Below are 19,351 nucleotides of genomic sequence, written 5' to 3'. Positions count from 1 at the left end.
GATCACTCCTCAATCATCGATTGTGAGAGGGCATTGCGCGCCGGTTGCATCAGGTAGTGCAGCAGAGTGCGCTGCCCGGTGATGATCAACACGTCCGCCGGCATGCCCGGCAGCAACTTGCGTTCCCCCAGGGTGTGCTCACCGGCTTTGGTCACCTTGACCCGGGCGAGGTAATAACCGGCCCCGGTTTTTTCATTGATCAGCCGGTCTGCCGAAACACTGCTGACCTCGCCTTCGATCACCGGTGTGGTGGCGCTGTTGAACGCGCCAAAACGAATATCGGCACGCCTGCCGATGGCAACACGATCAATGTCCACCGGCGCCACCTGGGCCTCAATAACCAGCCCCGACACTGACGGTACGATGTCCAGCAACGGGGTCGCCGGGCGCACCACGCCGCCAATCGTATGCACGGTCATGCCGATCACCATGCCCGCTTCAGGGGCACGAATCACGCTATGGCCCAGGCGGTCTTCCAGGGCGCTGGCGCGCTCCTGCAGGTCGTAAATTTTGCTCTGGACCTCTGCCAGTTGCTTGACCACTTCGGCATTGAAGTCCTTGTCGATCTGCAGGATCTGCAGCCGGGTTTCATTGATCTGCAAGCGGCTGGTGGTGATTGCGGAACGGTGCTCGACCATTTCCGACCTGAGCAGTTGGCGCTTGCGTTCCTGCTCGAGCAGACGCTGTTTGTCGACAAAGCCCTGGGCCAGCAGGTCAGTCAATTCGACAATTTCACCACTGTAGGACCTGTCCAGATGCCCCTTGGCGCCGATAATCGCCTGGGTGCCATTGATCTGTTCATTCAACTGGTCAATGCGCTCTTGCAGCACGGCAATCTGCCCCAGGCGCGAGCCTCGCTGGGCGTTGAATACCCGGATTTCGCCCTGGCGCGCTTCGCCGCCCCGCTGGATGTCGGCTGTGGCCAGCGGTGCAAAAGCAATCTCGGGCAGATTGTCGCGCTCTGCCACAAGCCGGGCTTCCATGGCTTTGGCGGCAATCAGTTGCCCACGGGTCATCTGGTATTCGAAGCGCAGCGGCGTATCGTCGAGAATGATCAGCGGGTCATCCTGTTTGACGGTATCACCGTCATGTACCAGCACCTCTTTGACGATGCCGCCTTCAAGGTGCTGTACCGTTTTGCGATACGCCTGCACGGTCACCACACCCGGTGCATAGGCCGCGCCATCAAGCGGCGCGAACGCAGCCCAGGTGCCGAACACGCCGAAAGTCAGCACCACAATGACAAAACCCAGGCGTCGGATTTTTCGGTCGCTAGTGGTCAGTTCGGCAAAGTTGTCAGTTGATGGAATTGGGATCATGGGGTTCATCGGAACCGTCCTTGCCATTAGCCACCGCAGCCATGGCGGTTTCAGCCTGCATGGTCTGTTTTGGCGCCTGCTGTGCGTTGAGCTCCGTCAGCACGAGCTCACGCGGCCCGAACAGACTGAGGCCGCCGTTGCTCATCACCATGAGCCGGTCAAGCTGGGACACAATATTGGTGCGATGGGTAATCACAAACAGGGTGGCACCTGACAGCCTGATCCTGTGAAGGGCAGCTATCAGGGCTCGGTCACCGACTTCGTCGAGATTGGAATTGGGCTCATCGAGGATGATCAGCCGCGGGCTGCCGTATAGGGCGCGAGCCAGCCCTATGCGCTGGCGCTGCCCGCCGGAAAGTACCACGCCGTCACCACCAATCACGGTGTCGTAGCCATCGGGCAACAACAGGATCATGTCGTGAACACCGGCCGTGGTGGCCGCAAGAATGACTTTCTCGGAATCGACCCGGGTAAAACGGGCAATGTTGTCGCTGACGCTGCCTTCGAACAGCTCGATGTCCTGGGGCAAGTAGCCGATATGGGGCCCCAGTTCATGTTTATCCCAGGCGCTGATATCCGCGCCATCCAGGCGCACCACACCTTGCAGCGGCGCCCAGATGCCCAGCAGCGCCCTGGCGAGGGTAGACTTGCCCGCCGCACTGGGGCCGATAATGCCGACCACGCAACCGGCCGGCACACTGAAACTGATGTTCTTGATGATGGCAATATTCGAGCCGGGAGCCGCAACGGTCAGGTTCTCAACGTGCACGTCGCCCTTGGGCGCCGGTAATGACATGCGCTCGGGCTGAGCCTGTTGGCTGGCCAGGATCGCGTTAAGCCGGGCGTACTGCGAGCGCGCCGCAATAAAGCCTTTCCAGCTGCCGATAATCAGATCAATGGGTGCCAGTGCCCGGCCCAGCAGCACCGACCCGGCAAACACCAGCCCTGCCCCCACCTGATGATCAACGGCCAGATAGGCCCCCAGTCCGAGAATCAGCGATTGCACCAGAATCCGGAACGACCTGGACAGGGTGCTGATCATGGCCCCTTTATCGCTGGCCCGGGATTGCAGCAACAGCACATTTTTTTGCCGGGTCCACCAACGGTCCATCAAGGTTTCAAGCATGCCCATGGATTCGATGACTTCGGCATTGCGCAGGTTTTTCGTGGTGTAGAGCGAAGCGCCAATATGCTCCTTGTTGGCCTGGGCCAGCGTCGGCCCGGTCAATCTTTCATTAACAAACGCAAGCAACAGCAACAACAGCGCACTGCCCGTCGCCACCCAGCCAAACCAGGGGTGAAACATAAACATCACGGCGATATAGATGGGTAGCCAGGGGGCATCAAAAAAGGCAAACAAGCCGTTACCGGAGAGAAACTGACGCAAGCCGGTCAAGTCATTCAGCGGTTGGGCCGAGGCGTCCATCCCGCCGCTTTCCAGGGCCCGCTTGAAACTGGCCTTGTAGACCTGGCGGCTGAGCAGCATGTCCAGGCGGTTGCTGACCCGGACCATGATCCGTGATCGGGTCCACTCAAGGCAGCCGAGGGTGATCACCAGACCGGTCATGATCAGCGTCAACATGCTGAGGGTGGTCAGGCTGCCGCTGGTGATCACGCGCCCATAGACCTGCAACATATAGAACGTGGGAACCAGCATTAACGCATTGATAAAGAAGCTGAAAAAACCAACGGAGAGAAAGCTTTCCCGGCAGGCTTTCAACGCAGTGTGCAGGCTGTTTTCAGATGGGCTACGCATTGAAAATTCCAGCTTTGAAAGCCTTCATTAGTAAAGCGTAGATCATGCCCGCGCGGTGTGCTTAGCGTGGAGCGGCACGAAAACTTCACTGGCAGACAAAGACTGACAGACCAACGCACAGGCAATCCCCCACGGGGCAAAAACTCACTGCCGGGCCACTGGGGCAAACATTCAGTTACGAACGGTCGTCTTGAATTTATTCATATCCGGAGTAGGCTGGATTTATACCTGTATCGGAGGCAGTCATGCATCTAGTCGCCCAAAATCCTGAGCCCGACATCACCAGCGGCGATGCAGGTCGTGTTGCCCTGACCTTTTTCTTCAGCCTGATGGAGCACTGGGGTTGCACCAAGGATCAACAGTGCACCCTGCTCGGCGCCATTGGTAATACCACCTACTTCAAATACAAAAAACTGCCGAACGTGCGCTTGCCCCACGACACTCTGGAACGCATTTCGTACTTGATGGGCGTACACAAAGCTCTGCGCATCCTGTTCAGCAACAAGCCTGAGCGGGCCTACGAATGGGTACACAAACCCAACACCGCAGCGCCCTTTAATGGCCAGAGCGCCCTGGGCTACATGCTCGCCGGTCAGGTGGTCGATCTGGCAGACGTGCGTCGTTATCTGGATGGAGTACGCGGCTGATGCCAGATGCAGTGCTGCCTGAATGGATCAAGGCTTACCGCATCATCAATAGCGCCTTCCCGCCCATCTCGGTATTTGAAGACACCCTGGATCCAGCAGATCTTGAAATCGCCTTCGCCCTCGAAAGCCTGACCAATGACCGCCTGCGTGACCAGGCAGGCGTGCTGCAACGGGTAACGCCAGAAGACCGTCTGTGCGGCGAAGGCTCGACGCCGATAATGGCCGCCTTTACCCATATTGGCCGGGCCAGTCGTTTTACCGATGGCACTTATGGTGTGTACTACTGTGCCAACAGCCTCGAGGCCGCCATTGCTGAGACCTGCTTTCATCAGGAACAATTCTGGCGGGCCACCCGGGAAGCCAGTATTGAAATCACCCTGCGCACCTATATCAATCGCGTGGTAAAGCCGATGATCGATATACGTGGCGTTGCCCGACTGCACGATCCTTCACCTGCCCGATATGGCCTGCCCCAGGCCTTCGCCCGGCCATTGCGGGCAGATGGCGCCTGGGGCCTGCTGTACAACAGCGTGCGCCTGACCGGCCACGAATGCGTGGCTGCGTTTCGCCCTCCAGCACTTTCACTACCGGTTCAGGGCCAGCATTTGAGATATGTATGGGATGACAAGGCGCAGGCGATTACCTGGGTCCTGCAGCTCAGCGAAGTGCCAAGATAAGGCCAGGGATTCCGGCGAACGGGTCACCTGATCGATTTCTTCAGCCCAGCCTTTGAAGTCCCTGAACTTCAGGCTGTGAACCGCAGGGAAAACCGTGCTTTGCACAAGCCCATGCTCGGCGTGACCAGCGCGTGGCAGGTTTTGCCAGCAACCTTCAGAGGGTGTATTGCTTGAACAGTTCCTCTTTGATGATCAACAGCGCATCTTCGTAGTAGCGCTCGCCGCGAGCCTCACTGAGCAATACCGAGCGCACACTGCCCTCGCCTTCGGCGGGCGTGTGTTCGCAGGTCAGGTAGAACTCGGCGGTTTCAGGTTTGAATTCCAGGTAGTAGAACAATTCGCGACCTTCGCGGTGCCAGTAGCCGATTTCTCTGCGCATAGGGGTTCCTTGGTTAGCCAGATGAAAAGCCCCTCACCCTAACGCGCTGCGGCAGGGAGAGGGGACTTGATTGGGAGACGCTAAAGTTTGTTTGCTGGTTGCGGCCTGTTCCCTCTCCCTCCTGCAGAGGGCTGCAAACCCGCAATCCTTTCCAGCGCCACTTTCAAAGCCTGTACACTGGCAGCCGCCGTCAGGCTGATGCGCACCGCATGGCCAGCGCTGGACTTCACCGCAAATACATCCGCCGGCACCACCTCAACGCCAACGGCGCGACACGCCTCGGCGCCGTCTTCCACAGTCACCCAGATATGCGGTGATGGCGTGTCTGTCTGATACATCGCAGCCCCCAAAAACTTTTTTGCCAGACGCCAGCGCCGGCTCACTTCCAGGGTTTGCCACTCCAGCCGCGCTTGTGCTGTGCCATCACTGATCCATTGGCAGGCGATGGCCTGGCACAGCGGCGATACCCCCCAGTGCGCCGACTGCGCATAGGGATCAATACGCGCCAGCAGCTGTGGGTTAGCCACAATCCAGCCCAGGCGCACTCCCGCCGCAACGGTCTTGGACAAACTGGTGACCAGCACTGCGAGCTCGGGCAAAAAGCGGTACAACGGCGGGCTATCGGTCAGCGCACCATAGACATCGTCTTCAATCACCTGCACACCATGGCGTCGGGCAATATCGGCAATCGCCAGCCTGCGCTCAACGCTCATCACCGCCGAAGTCGGGTTTTGCAGGGTCGGGGTCAGTATGGCAACCCGCGCACCCGTGGCGCGGATCATCCGGTCAAAGTCCTGCGCCAGGATCCCTTCCCGATCCATCGCGACGCCATGCATGGGCAAACGCAACTGTGCGCAGGCAGCCTTGATTCCCGGCGCAGTAAAGGCTTCAACCAGTACCGCATCGCCTGCCTGGCATAACGACAGCAGCACCGTAAACAGCCCTTGCTGGGCGCCGGTGCAGAGCATGATGTTGTCCACGCTCAAGTCCAGCCCGCGGCCCTTGAGCCAGGCCGCGCCCTGTGCCCGTGCCTGCAACAGATCCGCAGCGCTCAAATAACCCTGCAAGCGGATCGCCTGGTTACTGTCGAGCAACCAGGACAAGGCCAACCCATCCTCTTCGCCAAGATGGTCAATGGCGGGCAGGTTGGTTCGCAGGTCGATACGGGGTGTCTGCTCATCGGCGTGTTGCAGCCTGAACAGCGTCGCCTCCTGGCTGCTGGCCAGCACATAGGTACCACGCCCTACCTCACCCGAAACCAGATGCCGCCTGGCCGCCTCGCGATAAGCCTGCATCGTGGTACTGGGGTTCCAGCCCAGCGCCCAGGCCAGACGCCGCTGGGGTGGCAAACGTGCACCGGGTTGCAGTTCGCCGCAGGCGATGGCCCGGGTGATTGCATCGACCAGCGCAAGATAGCGCGGCTGGTCTGTGTCATTGAGTGTTGGCATCCACATTTATTGTTGGCCATGCAATATAAGGGTCGGCCCATACAATGCGTCGTGCCTAGAATCGAGTCAAATCCCTCGATGACGGTGTGCCATGTTTGATTTGAATGCCCTTCGCCTTGCAGCCCATACCGTGCACCAGACCCTGGCGCCCACACCGCAACTGGCCTGGCCTTTGCTGACCGAACGCATGGGTTGCACGGTATGGGTCAAGCATGAAAACCACACGCCCACCGGTGCCTTCAAAGTGCGCGGCGGCCTGTTATATGTGCAGGGGTTGCTGGCCCGCGAACCGGGCACCAAAGGCCTGGTCACAGCCACACGCGGCAATCACGGCCAGAGCCTCGCACTGGCAGCGCGCAGCGTAGGCCTTCCAATCCGGATCGTGGTGCCGGAAGGCAACTCGGTGGAAAAGAATGCCGCCATGCGGGCCCTCGGCGCTACCGTGATTGAATGCGGCAAGGATTTTGACGAGGCCCGCACCCATGCGGCGGTGCTGGCACACACTTATAAATTGCACCTGGTCCCCGCCTTCCATCCCGACCTGATTCGCGGCGTGGCCACTTATGCGCTGGAGTTGCTAGAAGCAGTGGAAGAACTGGACACAGTGTATGTCCCCATCGGCATGGGCTCGGGAATTTGCGGGCTGATCCAGGCCCGCGACTTGCTGGGCCTGAAGACCGAGATTGTCGGTGTGGTGTCTGCGCACGCCGATGCTTATGCGCAAAGTGTCGAGCAGGGCCGTGTGGTCTGCACCGAGTCGGCCCACACGTTTGCTGACGGGCTGGCTTGTCGCCAACCGCTGCCCGAGGCGCTGGAAATTATTGCCAAGGGCGCGGCGCGGGTGATTCGGGTGTCCGACCAGCAGATCGCCCATGCGATTCGGGTCTACCATGAAACCACCCATAACACCGCTGAAGGCGCAGGCGCCGCCGCGCTGGCCGGCCTGATCAGCGAGCGCTCAAGGCAAAAAGGGCGCCGGGTTGCACTGATCCTGAGCGGCGCCAACATTGACCGCCTGCTGTATGCCGCCATTCTGGCCAACAGCGCTGACGCATAACCTAAAGGAGTGTGTATGCAGTACCTGATTCGCCGCGCCACACCGGGCGATGCCCAGGCCATCAGCAAGGTGGTGATTGCCGCCTTGCGCGAATCCAATGCCCGGGACTATTCCCCCGAGGTGATCACCCGGATCGGGCAGAACTTCTGCCCGGCCGAGATTCTGAAGTTGATGCAGCAGCGCCAGATGTACGTGGCCGTACACGAACACCTTGTAGTGGGAACTGCCAGCCTGGATCACGCGGTGGTGCGCAGTGTGTTCGTCAATCCGGGCCATCAGGGCCGAGGCATAGGCCAGCAATTGATGGCACGCATCAAGGAGGCGGCCATTGTTGCGCAGATTCAGGAGCTGCGGGTACCCTCCTCGCTTACGGCCGAGTCCTTCTACGCGCAACTGGGCTTTGCGAAAGTACGCGACGAGTTCCATGGGGACGAGCGCACCGTGATCATGGCCCTGCGTCTGGACGACTAAATCCCGGGGCAGCTATGCTGAGCCTGATGACTTCTTCTGCGTCGCTGCGCTCACCCTGCCCACCCGGCGCCTGCATCTGCGAGCGGGAGCAACTGTTGGCGACACCTGGCACCGACCTGCGCATCCTCAACCTCACGCGTCAGGCCGAGAAAGTGCTGATCGAGCGGCTGGAAAACCTGAAAAGCTTCGACGATCTTGAACATATGCAGCGCCGCATGCACGAGCAACTGGGCATTGAAGTGCTGATCGACCCCGGCGTCACAGAAGTGCGTACCATGCGAGGCATTGCGATACACCTCGCCGAGCAACCGGGCCTGTGCCGAAAAACCCGACAGGCAATCCCGGCCGCCATCCGCCGGGCGCTGGAGAAACGACCTGAAATTGCCTGGAAACTGCTGGATGGTCACGGCTTGTTTAGCGACCCCTGAATCGGCTCTGAACAAGGGCTTTAACCCCGGAAAAGGTCATATTTTGCGGCATATGAACAAATTCGCTTGCCATAACCCGAATCTCTGCCCTATAAGCGCGTCTTTTAAATTAACTGAGTCATACCAATGAGTGCCGGATTCACCGAGGACGGCATGCGCAGAGCGCTCGGCCTTGATCTGCCTGCTGCCCCGGTTCAACCTGAAGTTGAACCGGCTCCTGCCAAAACCATCCCTGCTCCGAAAAAAGCTGCGGCACCTGCCAAAGCGCCATCACCTGTGCCGAAAAAGCGCAGCGGGCCTGTCCTGCGCGTCACCATGCGGGTGACCAAGGTATTTGACGGCGATGAAAGCCTGTTTGTCCATGACTCCAAGGATTTGAGCCGATTCAACGCCGAGCAAGAGGCGAAAAAAGCCCTGGCCAAGGCTGGCTTTAAATACTTTGAACTCGAGTCTATTGTTTCGGTGGACTGAGTCTGCCGCAGACCACCCGTTTTGCCGCCACACCAAGGAGCCCGAACATGCAATCGCAACCCCTGAACGCCAGCGACTTTGACGTGATCGAAAACACGCTGCTCAAATACGGCGACGATCACTCCGTGCTCAACCCTTCGGAGCTCGACGGTTATTTCACCGCACTGGTTTCAAGCCCGACTCGGGTCGATATCGCCGACTGGTTCCCGGCAATCTGGGGCGGTCAGAACCCGGCCTGGGAAAACCCTGAGGAAGCCAAACAGTTCATCGAACTGAGCGTTCGCCATATCAATACCCTGGCCCGGCAACTGGCTGAGGACAGCAGCGCATTTGTTCCGCGTTTCGAGCAGACCGAACATCTGGGCCAGGATGTAACCCTGGCGGAAGAGTGGTGTTTTGGTTACACCCGTGCGGTGGCCATCAGCAACTGGCCAGCACTTCCGGCGCCGCAAGCACGCTTGCTCCAGGCCATCGCCGACTGCGCCGAGCAGGACAACTTCGAACTGCCCGACGACCTCGACGTTGCCGCCCACCAGCAAAGCGTTGCCGCCATTGCCCCTGCGGCCCGGGCGCTGCATGACTTCTGGTTGAGCCAGCGCTGACCTCGGCGAAGCTGATTTTGATTTTGTAGCAGCTGCCGAAGGCTGCGTCCGGCGGCGAAGCCGCCGTAAAATCAGCCACCGCGATTATCCAGATAAACCTTGCACTGCGCATTTACGATCGCTTCGCAATCGGACGCAGCCTTCGGCAGCTGCTACGAATTGTGCTGCGGCACACTATAGAAACCATCCCCATGACCACCCTCAGCCATTTCGATTCCCCGGTCAGCGAACCGATCAACAGCCAGATCCTGCAGCTCGTGGTCGATCACCTGAGCGATATCAGTGCGATGGAAATCGCCCCGAGCAATCTGCTGTACAGCATTTATCAGTACGCCATCGGCTTTGAAGTGCATCTGTACCTGCAGGCACTCGACGGCACCAAAGGCATTGCGGTCGAGCTGATTGTCGCCACCGATGCCCAGGACCCGGAAAAAGTAACGGGCTTCGCCTTGTACCTGCCTTTCAAGGACGACCCCCAGGCCTGCGGCATTGCCTATATGGCCGAGCTGGCCAGCCACCGCCATCTGGGGGTGACCCGTTCGATGCTCGAGGAAGTCGTGCGCCGCTACCCTCACACCGAGCTGACTTGCAGTGTGACCAAGGTTGCGGAATTCGAGGCAATGGGGCTGCAAGTCATCGGTACCCGCGGCCCGCAAGTGCTGATGAACACCCGTGACCATAGCAGCGACGGCCTGATGGCCGTGCTCGACGTCGCCGCGATCTACCAGTCCACCGAAGTGCGCCAGATCCATACCTACCTGCTGCAACGCAACGGCAAAAAGGCCATGCTCGACGCCGAGAAGAAACGTGATCGCCAGATCGATCAACTGACTGCCCGGGCCAAAGCCTTTGTGGCCCTGGCAAAAGACTAAAGGGGCGAAATAACGCATCATGGTTGCACTCCGTTAAGAGGGAACCCGTATGCGCGCTCACTTCACCCTGCCCCGTCTCGGCGCCTTGACACTGAGTCTGGTGTTCAGCGCTGGCGCCGTGGCCAGCGAAGAATCGCAACTGATCGACTCGATCAATGCTTACCGCAGCCAGATTCAATTGTGCGCAGGGCAGGCCTCGCAAGAGTTGCCGCCACTGTCGGCCGACACCCGCCTGGTGCTGCCGGCCAGCAGTTTTGGCGATTTGCAGCAAGCCCTGGCACAGGCGGCATACCCGATGGTCAACGTACAGGCGATCAACCTGTCCGGCCCCCGTGACGCCCAGGCCGCCATGAAAGCCGTCCAGGAAAGCTTTTGCCGCGTGGTGCTGGACCCGCAATTTGTCGATATCGGCGTCAGCCACGACCAGCGTGACTGGCGCATCGTTCTGGCCCGTCCGCTGCTGGCGGCACGCCTGGGAGACTGGCAGGCCGAAGGCCAGAAGGTCCTCGAGATGCTCAACAGCGCCCGTAACCAACCCCGCCAATGCGGCACCCAGGCCTTCGGCCCTGCCGCGCCCCTGACCTGGAACACCACCCTGGCTAGCGCTGCCGAGAGTCATTCACGGGACATGGCCAACAATAACTACTTCGATCACAAGGGCCGCGATGGCAGCACCCCGGGGGATCGCGCTGAACTGGCGGGCTATATCGCGCAGCAGATCGGTGAAAATATCGCCGCCGGGCAGGACACCACGCGCAAGCTGGTCGACGGCTGGCTGGCCAGCCCTGGTCATTGCGCCAACGTGATGAATCCGGGGTTTCGCGAGCTGGGCGCAGCCTACGCGGTAGACCCAAAAAGTGATGCAGGGATTTACTGGACGGCCCTGTTCGGGACGCAGTGAGGTATTGCGAAGGGGTTGAGCGAGGCGGTAACGCGAGATAAAGCAGCCCCACCCGAGCAGCTTCGGGTGGGGCCGTTTTTTTACAGCGCCATGTCAGCCGCTGGGTTGCTTGGAGCAGGCTTTGCCGGCTCCGTAGCAGGCGTTGCAGTGTGAGTTGCCGCCGGGATCGCCGGTGGTGGAGTCAATTGCAGGACTTCAGCCGTGTAGGCCCACTCTTGGGCAACGCGATCAGGATCGCCGTTCAGCTTGGTGCCATAGCTCGGCACGATCTGGTGCAGCTTCGCTTGCCACTCCGGTGTTGCAACCTTGTCCTTGAACACGGTTTCAAGCACGGTGAGCATGATCGGTGCAGCCGTGGAGGCACCCGGGGATGCGCCCAGCAGACCGGCGATGCTGCCATCTTTGGCGCTGACAATCTCGGTACCGAGTTTCAGCACGCCGCCCTTCTCTTCGTCACGCTTGATGATCTGCACGCGCTGACCGGCCTGCCACAGGCGCCAGTCTTCGGACTTGGCGTTCGGGAAGTACTCTTTCAACGCATTGAAGCGGTCTTCGTCCGACAGCATCAGCTGGCCGGCCAGGTATTCAACCAGTGGGTACTGTTCGATACCCACTTTGGTCATTGGCCAGATGTTGTGCGGGGTGGTGCTGGTCAGCAGGTCGAAGTACGAACCTTCTTTCAGGAACTTGGTCGAGAAAGTCGCGAACGGGCCAAACAGGATAACGCGCTTGCCATCCAGCACGCGGGTGTCCAGGTGCGGAACCGACATCGGTGGCGCACCAACCGAAGCCTTGCCGTAGGCCTTGGCCAGATGCTGCTCGGCAACAGTCGGGTTATCGGTTACCAGGAACGAGCCGCCAACCGGGAAGCCTGCGTATTCCTTGGCTTCAGGAATGCCGGACTTCTGCAGCAGGTGCAGGGCACCGCCGCCAGCGCCGATAAAGACGAACTTGGCGTCAGTTTCGGTTTTGCTGCCATCTTTCAGGTTTTTGTACACCACGCGCCACGAACCATCTTCATTGCGCTTGATGTCTTCAACTTCGCTCGACAGTTTCAGCGAGAAGTTAGGCTTGGTTTGCAGGTAAGCCGCGAACTGGCGTGTGATTTCGCCGAAATTCACGTCAGTACCGATCGGAGACCAGGTGGCCGCGATTTTCTGGTTGGGATCGCGCCCTTCCATCATCAACGGAACCCACTTCTTGATCTGCACTGGATCTTCGGAGTACTGCATGCCCGCGAACAGAGGGCTGGCCTGCAGGGCTTCATAGCGCTTTTTCAAGAACTTGATGTTGTCATCGCCCCACACAAAACTCATGTGCGGCGTGGAGTTGATAAACGAGCGCGGATCTTTCAGTACGCCGTTCTTGACCTGCCACGACCAGAACTGACGCGATACCTGGAAAGCTTCATTGATTTCAATGGCCTTCGGGATTTCAACGTTGCCGTTCTTGTCTTCCGGCGTGTAGTTCAGCTCAGCCAGGGCGGAGTGACCGGTACCTGCGTTGTTCCAGCCGTTGGAGCTTTCCAGGGCAACGCCATCGAGACGTTCAATCATCTCCATGGACATGCCGGGTTCCAGCTCGTTGAGCCATACACCCAGAGTAGCGCTCATGATGCCGCCGCCGATCAGCAGTACATCCACGTGTTTAGGTTCTGCCGCATGCACGGAGGTAATCCCCATGGTCAGCGCCAGGCCCAGTAGCCCCTTGTTCATTTTTTTTAACATGTTGTAGTACCTAAGATAAAACGCCATCTGCCCGGCACTCGGTGCCTGAATTTGCCTGACCCACTACAGACGGTCACCTGCAATCGAGCCAGCTTCAAGCCCCGAACGGGCAGACATATAAGGCCTGTGCACGTTACAGACCTCACTTCATGTACCTTGGGCGCTGATCTCTTGTTGGTCTTGGCTTCAGCTACTTGGGTAACATTTTGGGTACAGCGGATGTGACTCCCTTGATGTCCGGCCTGCTCGCGGCTCCTTCCGGGGAACCTGCGTGGGCATGACGCTCCAGGGCGGCCAGCCGACTTACCGCGACATTCTACCTCAGGTGGCACTCTGGGCGAAGCAGCAGTAGCCAAGCCCCGCGCTCAGGTATAATCGTGCCTTTGCCCCGCCTATCAACAGGATTCACCCATGTCTTTAAGCAAACGCACCCAGGCACAGATCGAACGTCGCCTGATCACCTCCCTGACCGAGGCCTGCGAAACGGCCAAATCACAGATCCCGGGGTTTGCCTGGTTGACCCATGTTGTTGACTACGAGGCCTTCCCGGCCAGCCTGAAGGTGGTCTGGGTGTTCGATACGCAAGCCAGCAAAGACTTCGCCCTGGCCGATGGCGAGGCGCGCTATATGGGTGAGCTGACGGCCCAGGCGCTGGCGGATGCCGGTGTAAAGGTGCGTAACGGCTCGGCCCATGTATTCTTCGATTCAGAAGAAGAGTGCCAGCGCAGTTGTGGCGGCAACTGGCCCAAGCGCCTGGCGCAAAAACAGACCGGACGCAGTTGAACTGTGGCAAAAGACATTGAAAACCCGTGCATTGCAGTTTGCCAGTTAAGTGGTGAGCTCTGCGTGAGCTGCGGTCGAACCCGGGAAGATATCCGCAAGTGGCGGGGCATGAAGCGCCCGGAAAAAATGGCCGCCGTGCAGCGCGCCAGCGCTCGGCTCAAGAGCCTGCGCAAGAAGAACGGCTAAGCCCGCTACGCCAGATACTTGCCGAACCAGCCCAGGGTCCTGTTCCAGGCCAGAGTAGCCGCGGCTTCATCGTAGCGAGGCGTCGAGTCGTTATGAAAGCCGTGATTCACTCCCGGGTAGATATGCGCTTCATGGACTTTACCGTTGCTGTTCAACGCCTGCTCAAAAGCTGGCCAGCCGTCATTGATCCGTGTATCCAGCCCGGCGTAGTGCAGCATCAACGGTGCCTGGATACGGGCGACCTCGTCTGCACCGGGCTGGCGCCCGTAAAACGACACTGCAGCTCCCAGCTCCGGGTAGGCCACTGCCGCCGCATTGGCCACCCCGCCGCCATAGCAGAACCCGGTAATCCCAACTTTGCCGGTACTGGCATCATGCTGCATCAACCACTCCACCGCCGCGAAGAAGTCATTCATCAGCCTGGCAGGGTCGACTTTTTGCTGCAGCGCCAGGCCTTGCTCGTCATTGCCGGGATATCCGCCCACTGACGTCAGGCCATCGGGTGCCAGAGCGATATATCCCGCCTTGCCCAGGCGCCGGGCAACATCTTCGATGTAAGGATTCAGCCCGCGGTTCTCATGCACCACCACCACGGCTGGCAGCTTGCCCGCTGCCTTGGCTGGCCGCACCAGATAACCGCGCACCTGGCCGTTGCCCCTGGGCGATGGGTACATGATGTACTCGGCAATGATTTCGGGTCGGTAAAGGATACCTGCTCGGCGAGTGCGTAGTCTGGGCTCAACGCCGTCAGCACCGATAACGCAGTGGTGCCCAGGGCGAATACAGCAGCACGGTCAAGAAACTCGCGACGGTTGATCTTGCCGTGGGCGTAGTAGTCATAAAGCTCAAGTAATTCAGGGGCAAAGTCTTTCGCTGTCAGACGCGTCATCTTGGCGTTTCCTTGGGCCGGTAGCGCTTAACCATAGAGCAATTTGTAGCTAAATGCGTCTCAGGCCTTTTACCTTGTGCTGTGGGATACCATACCGGCCATGCCTGAAACCTGTCAGGCCAGAACCATTAACAGAAGGGGTATCAAACGGTGAGAATTGCACTTGTGCTGTTGTTGAGCGCGTTTTCCATGCTGGCCCAGGCCGCGAATATCGGTGAGCGCCTGACGCCATGGACCCTGAACGACCAGCATGACCAACCCTACACCCTGGACGAAAAAACCCGCGTGCTACTGGTGGCGCGCAACATGGACGGCTCCAAGCTGGTCAAGGCTGCGCTGGAAAACCGGGCCAAGGGCTACCTGGAAGCACGCAATGTGGTGTTTCTCGCCGATGTGCAGCGCATGCCCTCGCTGATCGGCAAATTTATCGCCATCCCGGCCATGCGTGACTACAGCTACCGTGTTGTGCTTGACCGCGACGGGGCTGTTGCCGCCCAGTACCCCGGTGCCGAAGACAAGGTACTGTGGCTGCAACTGGATAGTGGCAAACTAATGTCACAGCAAGAGTTTTCCAGCGCCGACGAATTGCGTGCGGCACTGGAAAAACTGCCGGTGCAATAATCGCGTGTAAGGGATCTGGCTAGCACTTATCGCATCGGCGGCAAACCATAAGCCGCCAGATCAAAGTCGGCCAGCTGGCGGATGATCAGGTCGGCATGCGTGTACTTGCTGTCGGCCATGGCTACATCAGGTACGGCAATCGCAGTCATGTTGGCGGCTTTGGCAGCCGTTACCCCGAAAGGCGAATCTTCGAATACCAGGCAGTGCTCGGGCGCAACACCCAGGCGCCGTGCCGCCGTCAGGAAGATATCCGGTGCAGGCTTGGCTGCCCCCACTTCAGGGTCGTCAGCGGTGACAATGGTGTCGAACAGCTCAAACCACTCACCATGCAAGGTGGTTTTGTGGGCAAAGGAATGTTGCGATGAACTGGTGCCCACGGCAATTGGCACCTTGTGGGCCTTGAGATGGCGCACCAGCGCCTCGGCACCCGGCATGCCCGTGGCTTTGGGGAAGCGTTCTTTTAGCAACGGCTCGCGGACAACCAGAAATTCCTGCGCGGTGATCGGTAATTCCAGCGCCTTGACCAGAAATTCTGCCAGGTCCAGGGCGCCACGGCCGATGATGTGCTGCTTGATGCTCCAGTCATAGGTGCGACCGTAGCGTTCGGCGATGATCTGCGTGACTTCGGTGTAAATACCCTCAGTATCCAGCAATAACCCGTCCATATCGAAAATCACGGCCTTGATCGGGCCGACAGCAGCACGCGGTGTAGTCATCACAACAAATCCGTTGGCAGGAAGGATTCAGCACCATAACACCGGGAGAAGCACAATGTGCTGCAGTCATCGCCAATCATCAACTCTCAGCTGGTGATCAGCATCCGTGATCACGGCATCACCATATACGATTGGCACACTGCGCTGCAGGGGTTGAAAGTGGGCTTATTGCCCCACTCATAAATCCAATACTAGGAGGCACGCATGCCCCAGTCCCTGCCAACCCTGTGCGGTTCGATCATGGGCTCGCCCTTTTCTCTCTCTGCGAAAATCCACAATGCGGCCTACGCGGCCCTGGGCCTGGACTACACCTTCGTCTGCTTCGGCATCGAGGACCCGGTGGCGGGCGTCGCGGCCATCCGCGCATTGGGTGTGCGCGGCATGAACGTGTCCATGCCCTACAAAACCGTGGTGATGGAGCATCTGGACGCGATCGATGAGTCCGCACTGGTCATTGGCGCGGTCAACACCATCAATAACATCGACGGCGTTCTCACCGGCTACAACACCGACTACCTCGGTGCAGTACGCGCCCTGCAGGAAGTCTGCGAACTCAACAACCAGCGCATTGCCGTGATCGGCGCCGGAGGCGCAGCGCGGGCCGTGGTCTTTGGCTGCCTGCAAGCGGCAGCCCGGGTCACGGTGTTCAACCGCAGCAGTGAACGGGGCAAGGCCCTGAGCACAGACCTGGGCGCGCACTGGGGTGGCAGTGTCGAGGCCTTCGCAGCCCGGGATTTCGACATCGTGATCAATGCCACCAGCGTGGGCTTCAAGCAGCCCGACAACAATCCGCTGGACGGGCTGCTGGCCAGCCATCTGATCGTCATGGATGTAGCCTTTATGCCCGTGCGTACCGCCTTGCTTCTGCAAGCCGCCGCGCTGGGCTGCCGCACCGTGTCCGGCACACGCATGCTGGTGCAGCAGGCCTGCCGGCAAATCGAGTTGTACACCGGCATGGAGGCCCCCATCGACATCATGGAGCAGGCCATGCTCGAGGAGATACATCGACTCAAATTGTAAGCCCCCCCTGCTGCCTATCGATAACAAGATGCCGTAAAGGCGCCTACCAGAAGGTACCAACATGACTCACGATCATGCTTCATCTGATATTGAATTGGTCCCCGAAAGCCCGGAACACAAAAAAGACCTGCACCGCGCCGCCTGGGCCTGCTCCCTGGGCAGTGCGCTGGAATACTACGACTTTGCCCTCTACACCCTGGCAGCGGCGCTGATTTTCGGGCCGCTGTTCTTTCCTGAACAAACCCGCACCATGAGCCTGATTGCCAGCTTCGGCACCTACTTCCTGGGCTTCGCGATAATGCCATTGGGTGGTGTGCTGTTCGGCATGATCGGCGACCGCGTGGGACGCAAGTTCGTGCTCACCTCCACGGTGTTGCTGATGGGTATTTCCAGCACCCTGATCGGTGCCCTGCCCACGTTTGATCAAGTCGGCTACCTGGCCCCGGTGCTGCTGGTGGTGCTGCGTTTGCTCCAGGGCCTCGGTGCAGGTGCCGAACAGGCCGGCGCGGCAGTGATGATGACCGAGTATGCACCCCCGGGTCGACGCGGTTTTTACGCTGCCCTGCCCTTCCTTGGCATTCAACTGGGCACCATCCTTGCCGCTCTGGTGTACTTCATGGTTATCAGCAGCAGTGACAACGTGCTCGAAAGCGGGTTGTGGCGCATACCGTTCTTCAGCAGCGTGGTGATCGTCGCCCTGGGCCTTTACATGCGCCTGTCGCTCAAGGAATCGCCGACCTTTATCCGCCTCAAGGCCCTCAAGCGCGTCTGCGACAACCCGCTAAAAAGTGCGATGAAACACTCAAAACCGACGCTGCTGCTGGGCATTGGCCTACGCCTGGGAGAAAACGGCGGGTCTTCGATTTATCAGGCCCTGGCGGTGAGTTACATCGTTGGCGTGGTCGGCCTGCAAGGGCCGGTGGGCGTGCTCACCTTGATCTGCGCCGCCAGCCTGGGTGCTCTGACCGTGCCGATTGCCGGTAAACTCAGCGACCGTTTTGGCCGTGTAGTGGTGTACCGGGCCTTTGCGCTGCTGCAACTGGCACTGGCGTTCCCGGTATGGTGGATACTGAGCCAGGGCAATGTGATCGCGAGCATTATTGCTATCTCTATCGCGCTGGGCATCGGCACCTGGGGCATGTTCGGCACCCAGGCGGCGCTGATGCCTGAACTGTTCGGCTCGCGCCACCGCTATATGGGCGTATCCATTGCCCGGGAAGCCTCGGCGGTGATTGCTGGCGGTATTGCGCCCTTGATTGGCGCCGGGCTGATCGCTCTGGTCGTGGCCAGCCACGATGGCGATGCCAGCGCCGGTATCGGCGCCTGGTTGCCGATTGCCTGCTACCTGTCGCTGCTGACGCTGATCACCCTGTACACCACCTTCAAGACCCCGGAAACCCTCAACCGAGATCTGGACGAGCCCCGTGATGCCTGGGAAATGCTGCCTGCTCACAACGCTCCGCAGATGACGCCACAGCCGGTGGTGCAACCGACGCCACGCTGATGCTGCGTGCTGCAACCTGACTCATGCAAAGAGCCTGCTGACTGCAGGCTTTTTTGCGCCAGCACGATGCTGCTCTACTCGTAATCATAATCGGTCACCAGAAATACCACCGCGACTGACGCAACGCTAAGAAAGGTCTGACTGTATTGATTCGGGATAAAAGTAGAATCTCAGGCAAGGAGTGAATCGCCCTCACAGTGACAGGAGTCAGGCGTCAGATGGCGGCCCGACGTCACTTGCCAATCGCAGGAGACAATATGAAATCATCCATTACCCTTTACGACGCGCTGACATCCATCAGTATGCCTTCAGGTAAAACTAAAGCCGTTGTCGAAGCCTGGGAGAATGAAGTGAAAGATCTCGCCTCCAAATCAGACCTGGGGCAAACCGAACGGCACCTGAAAGCCTCCATTTCAGAATTGGGCGCTGAACTGCGCGTTCTGATAAGGGAGCAAGGTGTAGAGCTCAGGTCATCCGTCAAGGAACAAGGCCTCGAACTGCGCTCGTCAATTACTGCGCTGGAGGCCCAGGGCAAGATTGTTCACTGGCAGTTCGGCATCATCTTCATTTGCATCAGCGTGCCATCGATCAAATTGGGATATGACTTTCTCAACAGGGCTTTACTGGGGGAGTAAATCCCTGACCGACCTGGGTGATGACTTCAACTGAACAGCCTCCATCATTATGGGCTGTTCAGTATCCAGCTTGGGCTTGAAGCAGCTTGCGCATGAAAACCCGGGCAAAGCCGTATTGCGTGGCCCTATGGGTTTCCTGATAACCGAGCTCTTTATAGAGTTCGATGCATACCAGGAATCAGCGTGGATGGCTGATTGCCAAGGATGGAGTTGCCGGCACCCTGGCTGGCAACTCCATGACA

At 59.2% G+C, this 19,351-nt stretch carries 21 protein-coding genes and 2 pseudogenes; 15 read left to right on the top strand and 8 right to left on the bottom strand.

What is annotated here, in order from left to right; genetic code table 11:
- Positions 1 to 2: 2 nt before the first annotated feature.
- Together V6L81_RS13765 and V6L81_RS13760 are read right to left on the bottom strand one after the other, a co-directional pair.
- On the bottom strand, positions 3 to 1,328 hold the full coding sequence (locus V6L81_RS13765) for an HlyD family type I secretion periplasmic adaptor subunit (protein ID WP_095018052.1): 1,326 nt from the start codon (positions 1,326 to 1,328) through the stop codon (positions 3 to 5).
- Positions 1,297 to 3,075: a type I secretion system permease/ATPase gene (locus tag V6L81_RS13760; RefSeq protein WP_095018053.1), complete on the bottom strand. Its 1,779-nt coding sequence runs from the start codon at positions 3,073 to 3,075 to the stop codon at positions 1,297 to 1,299. The genes V6L81_RS13765 and V6L81_RS13760 overlap by 32 nt, the downstream gene beginning before the upstream one ends.
- A gap of 245 nt (positions 3,076 to 3,320) precedes the next feature.
- Between V6L81_RS13760 and V6L81_RS13755 the strand changes: the two genes are divergently transcribed.
- Together V6L81_RS13755 and V6L81_RS13750 are read left to right on the top strand one after the other, a co-directional pair.
- On the top strand, positions 3,321 to 3,722 hold the full coding sequence (locus tag V6L81_RS13755; RefSeq protein WP_095000440.1) for an MbcA/ParS/Xre antitoxin family protein: 402 nt from the start codon (positions 3,321 to 3,323) through the stop codon (positions 3,720 to 3,722).
- The gene (locus V6L81_RS13750; protein WP_323165693.1) at positions 3,722 to 4,399 is read left to right on the top strand and encodes an RES family NAD+ phosphorylase; all 678 of its coding nucleotides are present in this window, start codon (positions 3,722 to 3,724) and stop codon (positions 4,397 to 4,399) included. The genes V6L81_RS13755 and V6L81_RS13750 overlap by 1 nt, the downstream gene beginning before the upstream one ends.
- Positions 4,400 to 4,553: 154 nt before the next feature.
- Here the strand turns inward: V6L81_RS13750 and V6L81_RS13745 are convergent, their stop codons facing one another.
- Both V6L81_RS13745 and V6L81_RS13740 read right to left on the bottom strand, forming a co-directional pair.
- Positions 4,554 to 4,778 (bottom strand): hypothetical protein, encoded by a 225-nt coding sequence (locus tag V6L81_RS13745; RefSeq protein WP_095000442.1) that lies wholly within the window; start codon positions 4,776 to 4,778, stop codon positions 4,554 to 4,556.
- Between the two features lie 80 nt (positions 4,779 to 4,858).
- On the bottom strand, positions 4,859 to 6,232 hold the full coding sequence (locus V6L81_RS13740; protein ID WP_095020051.1) for a PLP-dependent aminotransferase family protein: 1,374 nt from the start codon (positions 6,230 to 6,232) through the stop codon (positions 4,859 to 4,861).
- Between the two features lie 85 nt (positions 6,233 to 6,317).
- Between V6L81_RS13740 and V6L81_RS13735 the strand changes: the two genes are divergently transcribed.
- The 7 genes from V6L81_RS13735 to V6L81_RS13705 all read left to right on the top strand — a co-directional run bounded on the left by V6L81_RS13735 (position 6,318) and on the right by V6L81_RS13705 (position 11,028).
- The gene (locus V6L81_RS13735; protein WP_095000444.1) at positions 6,318 to 7,283 is read left to right on the top strand and encodes a threonine dehydratase; all 966 of its coding nucleotides are present in this window, start codon (positions 6,318 to 6,320) and stop codon (positions 7,281 to 7,283) included.
- A 15-nt stretch (positions 7,284 to 7,298) separates the two neighbouring features.
- Positions 7,299 to 7,754, top strand: a complete 456-nt coding sequence (locus tag V6L81_RS13730; RefSeq protein ID WP_169917009.1) for a GNAT family N-acetyltransferase — start codon at positions 7,299 to 7,301, stop codon at positions 7,752 to 7,754.
- Between the two features lie 26 nt (positions 7,755 to 7,780).
- Positions 7,781 to 8,182, top strand: a complete 402-nt coding sequence (locus V6L81_RS13725) for a hypothetical protein (RefSeq protein ID WP_095000642.1) — start codon at positions 7,781 to 7,783, stop codon at positions 8,180 to 8,182.
- 126 nt (positions 8,183 to 8,308) lie between these two features.
- The gene (locus V6L81_RS13720; RefSeq protein WP_338660041.1) at positions 8,309 to 8,653 is read left to right on the top strand and encodes a hypothetical protein; all 345 of its coding nucleotides are present in this window, start codon (positions 8,309 to 8,311) and stop codon (positions 8,651 to 8,653) included.
- Positions 8,654 to 8,700: 47 nt separating this feature from the next.
- Complete coding sequence (locus V6L81_RS13715; protein ID WP_095020053.1) at positions 8,701 to 9,255, top strand: UPF0149 family protein; 555 nt, start codon at positions 8,701 to 8,703, stop codon at positions 9,253 to 9,255.
- 191 nt (positions 9,256 to 9,446) lie between these two features.
- The gene (locus tag V6L81_RS13710) at positions 9,447 to 10,127 is read left to right on the top strand and encodes a GNAT family N-acetyltransferase (protein WP_095018060.1); all 681 of its coding nucleotides are present in this window, start codon (positions 9,447 to 9,449) and stop codon (positions 10,125 to 10,127) included.
- A gap of 49 nt (positions 10,128 to 10,176) precedes the next feature.
- A complete protein-coding gene (locus V6L81_RS13705; protein WP_095000449.1) occupies positions 10,177 to 11,028 on the top strand; it encodes a CAP domain-containing protein in 852 nt (283 codons plus the stop codon).
- A gap of 80 nt (positions 11,029 to 11,108) precedes the next feature.
- Here V6L81_RS13705 and mqo read toward each other — a convergent pair whose 3' ends face one another.
- Positions 11,109 to 12,755, bottom strand: a complete 1,647-nt coding sequence (gene mqo, locus V6L81_RS13700) for a malate dehydrogenase (quinone) (RefSeq protein WP_095018062.1) — start codon at positions 12,753 to 12,755, stop codon at positions 11,109 to 11,111.
- Between the two features lie 411 nt (positions 12,756 to 13,166).
- Here mqo and V6L81_RS13695 point away from each other — a divergent pair, with 411 nt between their 5' ends.
- Positions 13,167 to 13,538 carry a hypothetical protein gene (locus V6L81_RS13695; protein WP_095000451.1) on the top strand — a complete coding sequence of 124 codons (372 nt, stop codon included), beginning with the start codon at positions 13,167 to 13,169 and terminating at the stop codon, positions 13,536 to 13,538.
- Positions 13,539 to 13,541: 3 nt separating this feature from the next.
- Entirely contained in the window at positions 13,542 to 13,724 is a 183-nt protein-coding gene (locus V6L81_RS13690) for a DUF1289 domain-containing protein (RefSeq protein WP_095018063.1), read from the top strand.
- Positions 13,725 to 13,729: 5 nt separating this feature from the next.
- On the opposite strand, the pseudogene yghX reads toward V6L81_RS13690, so the two are convergent.
- Positions 13,730 to 14,613 (bottom strand): annotated as a pseudogene (yghX, locus tag V6L81_RS13685) (YghX family hydrolase).
- A 150-nt stretch (positions 14,614 to 14,763) separates the two neighbouring features.
- Between yghX and V6L81_RS13680 the strand changes: the two are divergent.
- Positions 14,764 to 15,234 carry an FAD/FMN-containing dehydrogenase gene (locus V6L81_RS13680; protein WP_095020054.1) on the top strand — a complete coding sequence of 157 codons (471 nt, stop codon included), beginning with the start codon at positions 14,764 to 14,766 and terminating at the stop codon, positions 15,232 to 15,234.
- 26 nt (positions 15,235 to 15,260) lie between these two features.
- Here V6L81_RS13680 and V6L81_RS13675 read toward each other — a convergent pair whose 3' ends face one another.
- Positions 15,261 to 15,950 (bottom strand): HAD-IA family hydrolase, encoded by a 690-nt coding sequence (locus V6L81_RS13675; protein WP_095000455.1) that lies wholly within the window; start codon positions 15,948 to 15,950, stop codon positions 15,261 to 15,263.
- Between the two features lie 204 nt (positions 15,951 to 16,154).
- Between V6L81_RS13675 and aroE the strand changes: the two genes are divergently transcribed.
- From aroE to V6L81_RS13660, 3 genes are all read left to right on the top strand, one after another.
- A complete protein-coding gene (gene aroE, locus V6L81_RS13670) occupies positions 16,155 to 16,970 on the top strand; it encodes a shikimate dehydrogenase (protein WP_322213013.1) in 816 nt (271 codons plus the stop codon).
- Positions 16,971 to 17,031: 61 nt separating this feature from the next.
- The gene (locus tag V6L81_RS13665) at positions 17,032 to 18,474 is read left to right on the top strand and encodes an MFS transporter (protein WP_338660040.1); all 1,443 of its coding nucleotides are present in this window, start codon (positions 17,032 to 17,034) and stop codon (positions 18,472 to 18,474) included.
- Positions 18,475 to 18,731: 257 nt separating this feature from the next.
- On the top strand, positions 18,732 to 19,109 hold the full coding sequence (locus tag V6L81_RS13660) for a DUF1640 domain-containing protein (protein ID WP_095000458.1): 378 nt from the start codon (positions 18,732 to 18,734) through the stop codon (positions 19,107 to 19,109).
- 58 nt (positions 19,110 to 19,167) lie between these two features.
- Here the strand turns inward: V6L81_RS13660 and V6L81_RS13655 are convergent.
- A pseudogene (locus V6L81_RS13655) lies at positions 19,168 to 19,275 on the bottom strand (GNAT family N-acetyltransferase); the annotation flags it as partial.
- Positions 19,276 to 19,351: the final 76 nt, after the last annotated feature.

It is taken from the genome of Pseudomonas bubulae, from assembly GCF_037023725.1.
GTDB classification, from domain to species: domain Bacteria; phylum Pseudomonadota; class Gammaproteobacteria; order Pseudomonadales; family Pseudomonadaceae; genus Aquipseudomonas; species Aquipseudomonas bubulae.
Note: the sequence above shows the minus strand (reverse complement) of the source record. Positions and strands in the feature narration are given on the sequence as shown.